Source organism: Sporomusa aerivorans, assembly GCF_041428895.1.
In the GTDB taxonomy this organism is placed as follows: domain Bacteria; phylum Bacillota; class Negativicutes; order Sporomusales; family Sporomusaceae; genus Sporomusa; species Sporomusa aerivorans.
This window is the reverse complement of record NZ_CP156926.1, coordinates 3301892-3316114: the sequence shown is the minus strand read 5'-3', so window position 1 is coordinate 3316114 and position 14223 is coordinate 3301892. Positions and strand designations below refer to the sequence as shown.

General features: G+C 44.9%; 14 protein-coding genes, 4 tRNA genes, 1 other RNA gene and 1 riboswitch. Of the genes, 2 read left to right on the top strand and 17 right to left on the bottom strand.

Annotation, left to right across the window (positions count from 1 at the left end; all coding sequences use genetic code 11):
• Positions 1–197: 197 nt before the first annotated feature.
• A complete protein-coding gene (locus SATMO3_RS15710; RefSeq protein WP_371370679.1) occupies positions 198–854 on the bottom strand; it encodes a TMEM165/GDT1 family protein in 657 nt (218 codons plus the stop codon).
• A 136-nt stretch (positions 855–990) separates the two neighbouring features.
• On the opposite strand from SATMO3_RS15710, the gene SATMO3_RS15705 reads away from it, so the two are divergent.
• Positions 991–1551, top strand: a complete 561-nt coding sequence (locus tag SATMO3_RS15705; protein ID WP_371370678.1) for a nitroreductase family protein — start codon at positions 991–993, stop codon at positions 1549–1551.
• A 47-nt stretch (positions 1552–1598) separates the two neighbouring features.
• Here SATMO3_RS15705 and rnpB read toward each other — a convergent pair.
• The 14 genes from rnpB to SATMO3_RS15635 all read right to left on the bottom strand — a co-directional run bounded on the left by rnpB (position 1599) and on the right by SATMO3_RS15635 (position 11840).
• Positions 1599–1953: RNase P RNA component class A (gene rnpB, locus SATMO3_RS15700), an RNA gene on the bottom strand.
• A gap of 66 nt (positions 1954–2019) precedes the next feature.
• Positions 2020–2667: a thiamine phosphate synthase gene (thiE, locus tag SATMO3_RS15695; protein WP_371370677.1), complete on the bottom strand. Its 648-nt coding sequence runs from the start codon at positions 2665–2667 to the stop codon at positions 2020–2022.
• A gap of 30 nt (positions 2668–2697) precedes the next feature.
• Positions 2698–3798, bottom strand: coding sequence for a 2-iminoacetate synthase ThiH (gene thiH, locus SATMO3_RS15690; RefSeq protein ID WP_371370676.1), 1101 nt, complete (start codon positions 3796–3798; stop codon positions 2698–2700).
• 26 nt (positions 3799–3824) lie between these two features.
• The gene (locus SATMO3_RS15685; protein ID WP_371370675.1) at positions 3825–4610 is read right to left on the bottom strand and encodes a thiazole synthase; all 786 of its coding nucleotides are present in this window, start codon (positions 4608–4610) and stop codon (positions 3825–3827) included.
• Positions 4611–4613: 3 nt separating this feature from the next.
• Positions 4614–4814 (bottom strand): sulfur carrier protein ThiS, encoded by a 201-nt coding sequence (gene thiS, locus SATMO3_RS15680; RefSeq protein WP_371370674.1) that lies wholly within the window; start codon positions 4812–4814, stop codon positions 4614–4616.
• A 57-nt stretch (positions 4815–4871) separates the two neighbouring features.
• Positions 4872–4981: riboswitch (TPP riboswitch) on the bottom strand.
• 70 nt (positions 4982–5051) lie between these two features.
• Positions 5052–6170 (bottom strand): Nif3-like dinuclear metal center hexameric protein, encoded by a 1119-nt coding sequence (locus SATMO3_RS15675; RefSeq protein WP_371370673.1) that lies wholly within the window; start codon positions 6168–6170, stop codon positions 5052–5054.
• Positions 6161–6853 (bottom strand): tRNA (adenine(22)-N(1))-methyltransferase TrmK, encoded by a 693-nt coding sequence (locus SATMO3_RS15670; RefSeq protein ID WP_371370672.1) that lies wholly within the window; start codon positions 6851–6853, stop codon positions 6161–6163. The genes SATMO3_RS15675 and SATMO3_RS15670 overlap by 10 nt, the downstream gene beginning before the upstream one ends.
• A 113-nt stretch (positions 6854–6966) precedes the next feature.
• Positions 6967–7042: transfer RNA gene (locus SATMO3_RS15665), tRNA-Val, on the bottom strand.
• Between the two features lie 108 nt (positions 7043–7150).
• A tRNA-Glu gene (locus SATMO3_RS15660) sits at positions 7151–7225 on the bottom strand.
• Between the two features lie 93 nt (positions 7226–7318).
• Positions 7319–7393 (bottom strand) — tRNA-Ile (locus SATMO3_RS15655).
• Between the two features lie 54 nt (positions 7394–7447).
• A tRNA-Asn gene (locus SATMO3_RS15650) sits at positions 7448–7523 on the bottom strand.
• A 61-nt stretch (positions 7524–7584) separates the two neighbouring features.
• A complete protein-coding gene (gene rpoD, locus SATMO3_RS15645) occupies positions 7585–8691 on the bottom strand; it encodes an RNA polymerase sigma factor RpoD (protein WP_371370671.1) in 1107 nt (368 codons plus the stop codon).
• Between the two features lie 56 nt (positions 8692–8747).
• A complete protein-coding gene (gene dnaG / locus SATMO3_RS15640) occupies positions 8748–10559 on the bottom strand; it encodes a DNA primase (RefSeq protein WP_371370670.1) in 1812 nt (603 codons plus the stop codon).
• A 282-nt stretch (positions 10560–10841) separates the two neighbouring features.
• The gene (locus SATMO3_RS15635; protein WP_371370669.1) at positions 10842–11840 is read right to left on the bottom strand and encodes a deoxyguanosinetriphosphate triphosphohydrolase; all 999 of its coding nucleotides are present in this window, start codon (positions 11838–11840) and stop codon (positions 10842–10844) included.
• A gap of 230 nt (positions 11841–12070) precedes the next feature.
• Here SATMO3_RS15635 and SATMO3_RS15630 point away from each other — a divergent pair, with 230 nt between their 5' ends.
• Positions 12071–12547 carry an LptA/OstA family protein gene (locus SATMO3_RS15630; RefSeq protein WP_371370668.1) on the top strand — a complete coding sequence of 159 codons (477 nt, stop codon included), beginning with the start codon at positions 12071–12073 and terminating at the stop codon, positions 12545–12547.
• A gap of 182 nt (positions 12548–12729) precedes the next feature.
• Here SATMO3_RS15630 and SATMO3_RS15625 read toward each other — a convergent pair whose 3' ends face one another.
• Positions 12730–13554, bottom strand: coding sequence for a pyruvate, water dikinase regulatory protein (locus SATMO3_RS15625; protein WP_371381726.1), 825 nt, complete (start codon positions 13552–13554; stop codon positions 12730–12732).
• A complete protein-coding gene (locus SATMO3_RS15620) occupies positions 13551–14201 on the bottom strand; it encodes a helix-turn-helix transcriptional regulator (RefSeq protein ID WP_371370667.1) in 651 nt (216 codons plus the stop codon). Before SATMO3_RS15620 ends, SATMO3_RS15625 begins: the two co-directional genes overlap by 4 nt.
• Positions 14202–14223 lie beyond the last annotated feature (22 nt).

Genomic DNA, 14223 nt, shown 5'->3' with positions numbered 1-14223 from the left:
TTGGTGAGTTTATGTTGTAAAAATTTTCTTTAGAAATACCCTAAAAAATAATAGACTCCTCCACATAACACTGTTATGTGGAGGAGTCATCGTTGACTCAGCCTAAATATGTTTTTATTATAGCATAAAAATACAATTTGTCTAGGGATTAAATTACACTTCACACATCTTTTTTGCCAAATCGACTTTAAGGGGACTTAGGCAAGTTTATCTGCACTTAATTTGGCAACAAGATACATAGACAGTAAAATAACAATTAGTGTACCTGCCATTACTGGTGTTGTTACCAGTTCTCGCGGCAAGTATTCATACAGTCCGTATACGCCGAAAAAAATAAAAGTAATTGCGGCAACCCATTTAACTAATCGCTCTGGAATCTTTTTCCCTAAAATTACACCGACAACAATCCCAATGGCATTCGCGATCATCATGCCGGCTGTGGTGCCCAGCCAGACCGGGATAATCGCATTGGAAAACTGCGCGGCCAGGGCAATTGTAGCCAGTTGGGTTTTATCACCCATTTCCGCAATAAAGAAAGCAATGGTAACTGTCCAAAAAGGGCTGCGCCTGGTGTCTTTATCTTCATCATTCAGCTCATCACCACGAATTGTCCACAAGCCAAATATAATAAATGAGGCGGCGGCAATTATCTGTACATATTGCAGGGGGATGAACAAGGTGATATAACTGCCGACAATAACAGCAAACAGATGGTTAAGTATTGTAGCGACAAAAACGCCCCAGAGAACGGTGGGCCACGGATAGCGAGTGGCAAAGGCCATTCCTAGCAATTGGGTCTTATCTCCCATTTCGGCAAGCACAACAAAGGTAAGGGCTGTAATAAACGCCGTCAAAAGATCATTCCTCCTAAGTTAATTCCTATTTCAGCATCTATAGTATGGCCAGAACTGAACCATCCTCTACCTAAACTTTACTTTTGGAATTGATTAGGTTAATATGTTCAATATACTTAAAAAGGAGATGTTGGTAATGGATCTTTTTACTGCCATTAATACCCGACGGTCTGTACGGAGTTATGCAGATACCAAAGTAGATAAAGCCATGATAGATAAATTGCTGGAAGCCGCCGTACACGCCCCCAGTGCTATGAATTCACAACCATGGGCTTATGCGGTAATTCAGGATAAAAGCATGCTTAAGGACATCTCTGACCGCACCAAACAATTTCTTCTCAACTCGCTGGATAAAGTTCCACAGCTCAATAAATACAAAGCCGCCTTTGAGAATCCTAATTTCAATATCTTTTATACAGCAGAGTCATTAATTATTATTTTTGCCAAGCCGGATGGAATTCGCAGTGCAGAAGACTGTTGTTTGGCTGCGGAGAATCTTATGCTTACGGCGCATGGTCTTGGCCTGGGGACATGTTGGATTGGCTTTGCCCGTCCATTTTTGAATTTGCCCGAAATAAAAGCCGAACTTGCTATTCCCGGCGACTACGAGGTTGTCGCCCCAATTATCGTTGGTTATCCGCAAGTTACGCCACCGACGGTACCAAAAAAGGCGCCGGAAATAATTTTTTGGAGATAGCATTAAAAACCCGCTCAACCATAGGTTGGCGGGTTTTAATATTCTCTCGTCTGAGTAGTCAGTAAGCCGAGTTCTGTTCCGCATCCGCGGCGATGATCATTTATCTGGGCCGGCAGTTGCCTGACGGCTCAAGCGACACAACCCGGAAGGCTCAGCGGGCAGCTTCATCCCTTCCCTATTCGGTCTTGCTCCAGGTGGGGTTTACCTAGCCAGTCAGTCGCCTGACTGCTGGTGCGCTCTTACCGCACCGTTCCATCCTTACCTAACCAACGTTAGGCGGTCTGCATTTCTGTGGCACTTTCCCTAAGGTCGCCCTCGCTGGACGTTATCCAGCACCCTGCCCTATGGAGCTCGGACTTTCCTCAAACGCTTATAAGCGTTCGCGATCATCTTTCATACTCAGACGAATTTGTAATTGAATATTAACTATATCATTAAATAAGCCTCAAGTCAATGCTGCAAATAATGTCAACTGATAATACTGCGAATGGAGCGTATTTTGTCTGAAATATCACTGGCACCGACAATATCGGTCACCATAGCGGCAATCTTAGCTCCATGATGTTTTACTTCACGGATATTATGTTCTTTTATGCCGCCAATAGCCACAAAGGGAATAGCAAGATTATTAGCAACGTAGTCGAGATAGCTGATGCCAACCGGTTGGCAAACGTCCTTTTTTGTCTTGGTAGCATATATTGGCCCTACACCTATGTAGTCTACACAATTTAGGCTAACGGCAGCCAAGGCCTGCTCCGGCGAATGAGTGGACAAGCCAAGAATCTTGTCATTGCCGAGTAATTCCCTGACTTTAACCGGCGGTAAATCTTCCTGCCCGATATGTACGCCGTCGGCATCAACCAGCAGCGCTAAATCCACATGATCATTGATGATGAAAGTAACTCCGGTTTGCTTTGTCAATTCTCTGATTTCTAAACACTCCAAATACATTTGACCGGACTTTTTTTCTTTTTCCCGGTATTGAATAACTTTGATTCCGGCGGCAATTAACTGCTTTACTACTTCCACATTATTTCTGCCCAGAGAGTACTCTTCCGCTGTCAGGGCATAAATGTCTGTAGTGAGAAAGTTGATCATATTTTTTTTATATGCCATAACTATCCCCCAAATATTCAAATTGCAAAATTACCACATTTGCCAGTCTTTATATACAGGCTGATAGTTTTGTTCATACAGCATGGCCGCCATTTCAGTCACACTGCGTTCGTCCGAAATATCAAACTGGCCGACTGAGGCTTTTTCGGCATGACCGCCAACCGCAGTACAGGAGCCTGCTGACATTTTAGTAACTCCCAGTTTTACCATGTGATCTCGCAGTGCAGCGCTTTCACGGGTGGATAAAGTGATGCCGCCGCGGGACATAAACAGGCGAAATGCCAAAACATACTGCACAAGATTTTTATCATTAACAATAACCTTGGGCGGAAAACCGCCGACGTGCGGCCTCATTCTCGGCGGTGACATACTAATTTCCACATCCAGATATTTGCTCTGCAGGTAATTGGCATGGATTCCTGTCAGAAATGCTTCCGTGCGCCAGTCACTAAGACCTAAGAGGGCCCCGATATTGACGGCCCGCATACCCGACTGACAGGCACGTTCAGGGGCATCCAGACGATACTTGTAGTTTCTTTTTGGGCCTGCCGGATGCAGTTCGGGATAAACTTCTTCATTGTACGTCTCCTGATAAATGGTCATACCATCAACTCCGGCCGCTACCAAATCGCAGTATTCGTCTGTATTAAGAGGGTATATTTCGATGCTGATTGATGTAAAATAGTTTTTTAAAATCCGGACACATTCTTTGATATAGTCTACTGAGGAATGCGCCCGGGACTCACCGGTGAGTATCAGAATATGTTTTAACCCGGTGGCGGCGATAGCAGCAGCCTCGACAGCCACCTGATCCAAGGTCAGTTTTTTTCTTTCAATATTATTGCGAGCGTGAAAGCCGCAGTATACACACTGGTTAACACAATAATTGGCCAGATACAAGGGTGTATAGAGCAGGATAGTGTGGCCAAATTGCTGGACCGTAACGCGATGGGCTTTTTGGGCCATGGCTTCAAGATGCTTTTCAGCCGTTGGTGATAACAGGGCAAGGTAGTCAAATACCGTCAGCCGCTCTTGGCCAATTATCCGTTGTATGTCGACATTGGTAATTCGGCTAAAGATATCTGCAAAGTTCAAATCGCGATACTTGCCTAATTCCTCATAAAAACTCATACTAAATTCCTCCCTCCCATTAGCCGTTATTCATGCAGAAAACCTGTCAACGGCGATGAAGCGTCAGCATAGTCCTGAATAGCTCCCGGTCCGGCCAGATAAGCTTTGCGCCCGGCAGCAACGGCTAAACCAAACGCCTGGGCCATAGTCACCGGATTGCTGGCCGTTGCTACGGCGGTATTTACCAGTACAGCTGAGGCTCCCATCTCCATGGCTTCAGCCGCCTCCGAGGGACGTCCGATGCCTGCATCCACGATGATTGGCAGAGGAATTTCTTCAATTAATATCTTAACCAATTCCTTGGTTTTCAGGCCACGGTTAGTACCTATCGGCGCTCCTAGCGGCATGACAGCGGCTGCGCCGGCTTCCAGCAAACGCTTCGCAGCCATTAAATCAGGACTCATATAGGGAAGCACCACGAATCCTTCGGCAGCTAAAATTTCAGTTGCCTTAATGGTTTCAAAATTGTCAGGCAGCAGATAGCGATTGTCGGAGATAACCTCGATCTTTATCCAGTTGCCGCAGCCGGCTGCTTTGGCTAACCGGGCGATGCGCACGGCTTCCTCGGCGGTTCTGGCCCCTGAAGTGTTCGGCATTAGCGTGCATTCCGGCGGTATGTAGCCGACAATGTTTTCTTCTTTAAGATCCGGATCAACTCGGCGTAAGGCTACTGTCACTACCTGGGAACCAGACGTCCGGACGACTTCTGGGATTATTCTGTTGTTGGCAAATTTACCTGTACCTAAAAACAAACGGCTTGTAAGTTCTTTATCCCCAATTTTTAAAATATCACTCAACATAGCTGTTTCCATTGTTTAACCTCCTCCGACAAATGTGACTACCTCGAGACAGTCTTCCGCCTGTAAAAGAATAGTCTGCCATTCTTGCCTGTTTACAATTTTCTTATTGTACTCAACTACGATAATTTCAGGATTGTAACCCTGTTTAGCAACAAGATCATAGATAGTGAGACTGTCGGCAACCATTAACTCTCTGCCATTTACTGAAATACGCAAGTGCATACCTCCTCAACAAAAATAAAAACACGTCCCCCGAATGGTAAAGACGCGTACTTAATACACACACGACCTCCCTCCGCAGGTATTATCCCGATCAGGTATGGAGGTAAGGAACTCGCTAGTTCCACTCTCAGCCCATAACATGAGCTCCCTCGGCCTTACAATATTCTTTTATGTGCTCATTGTATACCAATATTTCTGAAACGTCAATTTGCAAAAAGCGAATAAATTAGTCTAATAGGCTGAAAAAACGTCCCTATTGGATTTGTTGGCAAAAATAGGTAAATTCCAGGCGTTTTTGCTGGCACATTGATTTAGATATTCAACCAGGCATTCCACAACCGGCTGCTCAGTTGCAAAATGGCCGGCATCAATAATGTTTAGTCCGGCGGCAATTGCTTCTTGCGCCTCGTGATACTTTACATCACCTGTTACCAGGACATCCGCGCCTGCTGTAATCGCATTTTTAATCAGGCTGGCGCCGCTGCCGCCGCATACGGCTACTTTTTGGATAAAAGTCTTCGTCGGACCGGCCGCCTTTAATGACTGGATACACAAGGCGGATTTTATCTGGTTAATAAAGTCTGCCAAGGTTAGTGGCTGACTAAGCTCTCCTACTCTCCCCAAACCGCTGCCGGGTCCGGTGTTTTGCAGTAAATAGTCGTCATAGGCCACTTCTTCATAGGGATGGGCGGCAAGCATAGCGCTGACTACCTGTGAACGTATACTCAGCGGTATAATTGTCTCCAGGCGATATTCTTCCACATATTCAAGCTTATTCTGCTCACCGATATATGGGGATGTGCCTGCGAGCGGTAAGAATGTTCCGACACCCTGAGTCTGAAAAGTACAATGGCTATAGTTGCCGATATGTCCTGCGCCTGCCGCTGTCATTGCGGCCCGCACTGTTTCCACATGGGAAACAGGAACAAAAACTACCAGCTTATGCAGCTTCTCCTGGTAAACCGTTGTCAATGGCACAACGTTCCGGAGATTGAGTTTCCTGGCTAGCACATCATTTACGCCCCCTGGCGCACTGTCAAGATTGGTATGGGCAGCATATACCGCGACATCCTTCTTAATGAGGGACGCCAGCATATTACCCTGCGGCGAATCGGTGCGAATTCGGGTAAGGCCTTTAAAGAGTAATGGATGATGGGCAACAATCATATCTGCCTGTACCGCAATTGCTTCCTCAACAACTGCTGTATCCACGTCAAGCGTTACCAGTACTTTATGTATGTCCTGATCCGGCCTGCCTATCAGCAGCCCGACATTATCCCAGCTTTCCGCAAAATGTTTCGGGGCCAGTTGTTCCACTTCGGCAATAATATCACGACACTTTACAGACATGCTATCCTATCCTCCAGTTCATTGAGCCTGCGGGTGTACTCTCTGTACTTCTCAGAATTAATTACTTCACTGCCGCCTGCCGCCATCGCGGCAACAACATTTCGCAAATGGTCAATCAGTTCCTGAATGTGCTGCTTTAAGAGTGGTGGTTTTGTTTGCCAGAGCAAAGGCCCTATTTCATTCAGGATAGGTTCCACAGGTTGCATTTCTCCGGGCTCAGCCGCAATAATCTGGTATAACTTGCCCTCTTCCTGCACAAGTTGTTCATCTATGATTATCCAATTGTTAACGTATAGCCAGGTTCTGACAAGGGATGCTGCAATCATTGGCTGCAAAATAAGACGCTTCAATGTTGCTGTTACTTCCGGCCGTGCACTTAAAATCTCAATGATATTTGCACCACCCATGCCAGCGATAACAGCAACATCGGCTTCACCGGGCCGGAGCACTTCCAGGCCATTTCCCTGACGGACAGAAATTGCATGGTCCAGATGGTAAGCGGCAACAGCCCCTTGCGCCGATAAGTACGGACCATGATGAACATCACCGGCAATGGCACTGGCAGTAATTTTTTGCTGCATAAGATATATCGGTAAATAGGCATGATCAGTGCCAATATCTGCAATAGTGACTCCTGTTGGCACCATGTTGGCAATTGTTTGCAATCGTTGACCTAATTTCACGTAATAATCCTCCCGGCAGGTTTTCTTTGATAGTATTTCGCTTCCCGGCTATAAAATCCTTCGGTAATTTACCATAGAAAAAACCTGCGAATCAATTCGCAGGTTTTTTTCTATGGTGGGCGATGACAGGATCGAACTGCCGACATCCTGCTTGTAAGGCAGGCGCTCTCCTGGCTGAGCTAATCGCCCATATCTAGATAATAAAGGAATACCCTTCCTCACTTCCGCTCGGAAGTAAGCGACTCACTCAGGTTCTCATTTCGCCTATCGGCTCGTGAGAACCTGGTTCGCTGCTTATGGTGACCCGTAAGGGAATCGAACCCTTGATACCGCCGTGAAAGGGCGGTGTCTTAACCGCTTGACCAACGGGCCATAAATAGTATACTGTATTCAGGTTGCAGTTAGCGGTAACTACATTTTGCTGCAGTATCCAGCGCCCTGTTTACTGATAACTGATAACTGAATTGGTGGGCCCACCTGGGATCGAACCAGGGACCAGCCGGTTATGAGCCGGCTGCTCTACCGCTGAGCTATAGGCCCTAAAGATGTTAAAACAGGTTTTCCGAAGAAAGCCTGTTTTACTAACGTAATAACTGGCTCCTCGAGTAGGACTCGAACCTACGACCGATCGGTTAACAGCCGATTGCTCTACCAACTGAGCTATCGAGGAATATCGCCAACGTTGATTATTATAAAGCAATGTCTTTATTACGTCAAGAGTTTATTCAGTTTTATTCAAGAAAATCTTTCAGTTTCTTACTGCGGCTGGGATGACGCAGTTTACGAAGGGCCTTGGCTTCTATTTGACGAATACGCTCACGGGTAACGCCAAAATATTGTCCTACTTCTTCAAGAGTACGGGCCCGGCCATCGTCTAAACCAAAACGGAGACGCAGGACTTTTTCTTCCCGCGGAGTCAACGTTTCCAACACTTCTTCCAACTGTTCCTTAAGCAGCATGAATGATGCAGCTTCAGCAGGAGCCGGTGCATCCTGATCTTCAATAAAGTCGCCTAAATGGGAATCTTCCTCTTCCCCGATGGGTGTTTCCAGTGAAACTGGTTCCTGGGCAATTTTCATAATTTCCCGTACCCGTTCAACACTGACATCCATTGCTTTGGCCACTTCTTCAGGTGAAGGCTCACGGCCCAGTTCTTGCAGCAGTTGCCGTGACACTCTGATAAGTTTGTTGATAGTTTCCACCATATGAACAGGGATACGAATGGTTCTTGCCTGGTCAGCGATGGCTCTGGTAATCGCCTGGCGTATCCACCAGGTGGCATAGGTACTAAACTTATACCCCTTATTGTAGTCAAATTTTTCTACAGCCTTAATTAACCCCAGGTTACCCTCCTGGATAAGGTCAAGAAACAGCATACCGCGCCCAACATAACGTTTAGCAATACTTACCACTAAGCGTAAATTCGCCTCAGCAAGACGGCGTTTAGCTTCCTCATCCCCTTGCTCCATGCGCTTGGCCAGTTTAATTTCTTCGTCCGCAGTTAAGAGCGGTACCCGGCCAATCTCTTTAAGGTACATCCGAACAGGATCATCAATGCTAATGCCTTCAGGAATGGTAAGATCTATATCTACTTCTTCGGCAGTTGATTCAATCTCGGACATATCTGGACCTTCGATCAATTCAACATCCGGGACTTCGTCTACAATCTCAATACCCTTGTTATTAAAAATTTCATACATGTCATCAATTTCGTCAGGGCTCATATCTTCAGTTTGCATAGTATCCATAATTTCAGAATATGTCAACATACCACGCTTTTTCCCTTTGTGTAACAACTCATTGACTTGTTCGCCCGGTGCATTTTTTTTATCAGCCATAGTTTTCCCCCCTTCCTTTGGCAATAGACAGTGATACAAAATTCCATGCTTGTTTATTAATGGTGTAATTTGCTAATTTCATGTTTAATTCGCTGACTTTCCGCAAGTTCCTGCAGAAAGCTACTATCCCCCATGCGTTCTAATTCATCGGCCATAAGCCGGTGTTGTTCATATAAGACTGTTAAATGTGCCAAGCGGATGGTTTTTATACAGTCGTCCGCAAACTTGACTACATCATCAAACTGTATCTCCATTAACATAATATGTGAAAACTCACTATTTGCTTTTTCCGTTAAATCGTTTACCATAGCATTGAGATTTGCCTGCGTTATATTTTTCTCCATATTATACGCATTAAATATGAAATTAATAATCTCTTGCTGTAAGGCTCCTTGTATTTCTTGTGGCGAAATTTTTGCAAATACATAGGGAACAAGCGATAAATCTTCGCACATCAGTCTGATAAGCTGCCGTTCAGCCTGTACAACCGCTGGAGCCGGTTGCTTATATAAGAGTGCAATATTAATAGTTTTCCCGTTATTTACATTTTTATCCTTTTTCACTTGAACAATATACTTTGATATTTCACTGCGTAAAGCACTTTCATCTACAGATAGTGTTTGCGACAAGCGGGTTATATGTGCATTAACCTCTACTGCATTATCTGCTTCCGCCAGAATAGGGGCTAATTTGCCGACTACGGCGATCTTACCCTGAACAGTAGAATAATCATCTGCTTTTAGCGCCTGCGCAAGCTGATAGTCCAGAAGCGGCTGAGCAGAAGTTAAAAGCCCTGAAAAAGCGGCGCTACCATGTCTTCTGACAAATTCATCAGGATCTTTGCCATCAGGTACAGACACCACTTTAATCGCTGCCCCCATGGTACGCACAGTGCTTAGTGCCCGGAGCGTGGCATTCTGACCAGCGGCATCACTATCGTAAGAGAACAGTAATTCGGCGTTCAGCTTTATTAGATTCCTCGCCTGTTCTGAAGTAAACGCAGTCCCTAAGGAAGCAACTACATTGCGGATGCCATGAGTATACAGAGTTAGCACATCCATATAACCTTCAACTATAATCACCTGGCCTGTATCACGAATATGTTTATAAGCGTTATCAAAACCGTATAACACATGACGTTTATTAAAAACTTGTGTTTCCGGTGAATTAAGGTATTTCGGCTGGGTATTGTCCAGAACTCTGCCGCCAAAACCAATTACCCGTCCCCGGATATCATTTATTGGAAACATAATCCGATTACGAAAACGGTCGTAAACACCATCGCCGGAAGTACGGGCAACCGTTAGTCCTGCTTTAAGCACTATATCCAGTTCAATACCTCTGTCACTGAATGTTGATGATAGTTTATCCCATAACGGTGGAGCGAACCCCAGCTTAAAAAAATCAATCCATTCAGTGGAAATACCACGGCTTGCTAAATATTCCCGCGCCGGTTGGCCGAATTTAGTCTTGGTCAGACAAGCATGAAAAAAGTCCCTCGCCAATTCATTAACCTGATATATTCTAGCAAGTTCCTGTTCTCTGGCTTGTTCACGCGGCGACTTTTCTTTTTCCGGTATAGGGATATTCAGTTTGCGCGCCAGTAATTTTACCGCCTCAAAAAAAGTAATGTTTTCAACCCTCATCAGAAAATTAAAAACATTGCCACCTGCCTGACAACCAAAGCAATAGAAAAAACCTTTGTCCGGGGTTACCGAGAATGAAGGTGTTTTCTCATTGTGGAAAGGGCAACAACCCCAGTAATTCTTCCCTTTCTTTTTTAATGAAACATAGTCCGAGACAATACTGACTATATCGCTTTCGGAACGCAATCTATCGATAAAATCATCGAAAACCGCATCTTTCATAGAGCTCACCTTATCCAGGTAAATAAATGGTTATTTTGCTTAATATAGCTGTGTTGATATGCAAATAGTTCCAATGTTTGACTTTATTCTACACTTAGAATAATATTCCTGCCAAAAGGGCTCAAATGAAATTGACTTTCTTGTTATCTATGGCAAGACTTTTCTTAGCATTTTTGAATTTAGTAATTATTATTCAATACAGATGATAAAATTCCTCTTTTGATCTTGACAAATCTAACAATATTTGTTCAAGAAAAAAGCAGAGCATAGTCGCTCTGCCGTTTATTTAGGCACTCCCCAGGTCGCTGGGATGAATAATTTTTCAAATTGCTTAATGGCATATAAATCAGTCAGGCCGGCAATGTAATCAATTACCACCGTTTGCAATCCCCATCGTTCCTCCCGCTCCAGATACTCCTGGGGCAGGCTTCCCGGGTTGCTAATATAGTATTCAAATAGTTTGCGGATAATGTACTTCGCCTTTTTCCGGTCTGGCTCAAGCTCGGCGGAATGGTATATCTTTCCAAACATAAATGTGCGGAATTCATCCATGGCTGCTTTAACCCGCGCTGACATGATAATCTCATTTTTGTCTTCTGACTCTGTAATAATATCGGCTACCATTACCGTTATCATCGTAGAGGGATCCGAACCTAAAACCCGGCTGACAACAGGTGGTAAATCGGTTGGTTTTAGCATGCCGGCCCGTATGCCGTCATCATAGTCATGGCAAAGATAGGCAATTCTATCACCCCGGCGAACTATACTTCCTTCCAGGGTAAAAGGTATATTATCACCGGTATGGTTCAATATACCGTCACGGACTTCCGCTGTCAGATTAAGTCCCTGCCCATTCCGTTCAAGATGCTCAACTACTCTGAGGCTTTGTTCATTATGATTGTAATGGCCAATAAGTTCGCGCAAGGAGTACTCCCCGGCATGACCGAACGGCGTATGGCCGACATCATGGCCTAGGGCAATGGCCTCGGTTAGATCTTCATTCAATCTTAAGCCACGGGCAATAGTCCGGGATATTTGTGCTACCTCCAGACTGTGCGTCATACGCATCCGATAATGATCGCCGGGAGATATATAAACCTGTGTTTTATGTTTCAATCGTCTGAAGGCTTTGCTATGGATGATTCGATCCCTGTCACGCTGAAAAGCGGTCCGGAAATCGCAGAGCGGTTCTTCGCGGTCACGGACAGCCTCGCGGCTTTTGGCTGCATACGTTGATAAAATCTTGAATTCCTGTTCCTCAATGCGCTCTCGAACTTTCATACAATTAGCCTCCTCTCTAGCAGCGCGACAAACTTAAAACTGCAGGATATGGTTGTCACACGCTACTAATATATTATAGCATTATTTTCCTTTTTCACACTATACTATGAGAAAAAAGGAACATATTTTTTCCAGCGCAAAGACGGTAGTAATTTGTTATAATATAAGAGAGTCTCTGTTATCGTATTCTTGATTGAGCACTTGGTAATGGAGCAAAGGGAGGATCAAGGGTGAGATATAAAATATTAGTATCGACGCTATTGGTATTATTTTTACTAACCGGTATTTCTGCAGCAGCCAAGCCTACCATAACGGCAGACCGTACATATTTTGACATTAACACAGGGCTTTATGTATTAAATGGCAATGTTTATATTCAGGTAGGAAACCGGGTAATTACGGCCGGGCAAGCCAAAGTAAATCCGGCTACGCTTGAAGTCTGGGCTGCCGGCGGCATAACGGTAACACAGGATGATATTTACTTTACCGGCAACAGTGTCTATGTCTACGGTACTAAAGACAGAGCCACCATCGACGGCGGTGTAAACTTATCCCGTGACGGCCTTTCCATCACAGCCGACAATGCAGAATTTAACTGGCATAGTAAAATAGCCGATTTTAAAGGCAATGTTCAGGTAACCCAGAATGGAAACAGTTGGTCGGCAGATTCCGCAAGTTATAATGTAAAAACAAATTGTTTTTTATAATTTTAAAGAAAAAAACCTGGGGAGATTTTCCCAGGTTTTTTTTCTTATACCAACTAAAAGAAAGCATAAGTTTCGTTTAGTATAAGAGCATCATTGGCTCCGCGTTCTCGGCGCAAGCCGTATTCTTTTCCGACAATTTAGCTTCAGGTGAGGTCAATCCCCCACCTGAAGCTAAGTCTACTTTATAGATTATTCGCCAGTTTGTTTTTCTGAACGATCTCCAATATTTTGTTGGCCGTTTCTTCTATCGCCTTATTGGACACATCGATGACCGGGCATTGCAGTTTGCGCATGATTGACCGGGCATAATCCAATTCTTCATGTATCCTGCCAATATTAGCGTAGCTGGCATCCGGCGCCAGCCCCATCGTTTTTAGGCGTTCACAACGGATTTCATTGAGCTTAAACTTATCAATTACTAAACCAACAATGCGATGCGGCGGCACCTGAAATAATTCCTGCGGCGGCGGTACTTCGGGCACTAGCGGCACATTGGCGACTTTCACCTTTTTATGGGCCAGATACATACTCAGCGGCGTTTTGGAAGTGCGAGACACCCCCAGTATAACAATATCCGCTTTTAAGAGTCCCCAGGGATTTTTGCCGTCATCGTATTTTACGGCAAACTCCACGGCTTCAACCCGCTTAAAATACTCCTGGTCAAGCTTATGGATGAGACCGGGTTTAAGGCGCGGTACAAGACCACTCATCTTTTGCACAGCGTTAATCATTGGCCCCATAATATCGATTGTCGGAATATTATGGGCCTGTGCCTGCTCCAGCATAGCTTCACGCAGGTCGGAGGACACCAGTGTATGGCAAATTACGCAACAATGCTTGGAAGCTTCCTTGACAGTCTCGGCAATTTGCTCGACTGAATTAATATACGGTATCCGGATTATATCAAATTCGCCTGAATTAAACTGGCTGGCAGTAGCCCGGGCTACCATTTCCGCTGTTTCACCAATCGAATCCGATAATGCATAAATAATAGGTAAGTTAGCTATAGCTGTTCCCCTCCTCGTCCTTCGCCAAGATCAACAAACAATCTGGCAATATTGGTTTTGGTAAGCCGTCCGACTATTTCCAGAGCCTTATTGTCTTGCTGGCTGGCCGGAACAACAACTGGCAGACTATCTACTTCATTTTCGATAATTTTTTTTGCGGCTGTTAGAACAGGTTCATCGGGAGTTGTTACAATTATTTTCGGCATAGGTGTCATGAGAACCTTGACCGGCATTTTGTAAAGATCGCTTCCTCCCATGGCTACCTTCAGAACATCCTTGCGCGATACAACTCCAATTAAAATTCCGCCAGGTTCAACAACAAATACAGAACCGACATCTTCAAGAAACATAGTGACAACTGCATCATAGGCGCTTGTACCGGCAGTAACAACAACAGGAACCGATTGAACATCCTGCACCTTTATCCTGCCAACTTGTTCAGTAAGCATACTACGAACATTTTTTCCGGTATAGTAGTAACCCACTTTCGGGCGGGCTTCCACCATGCCTGACATCACCAGGATAGCCAAATCAGGTCTGAGTGCCGCTCGTGTAACATGCAGGCGCTCAGCAATCTGTTCCCCTGTAATCGGGCCTAGCGTCTTGACCATTTCTGCAATCTTCTCCTGCCGCGGAGTTAAACCCAATAGCTGTCACCCCCTTAGCATA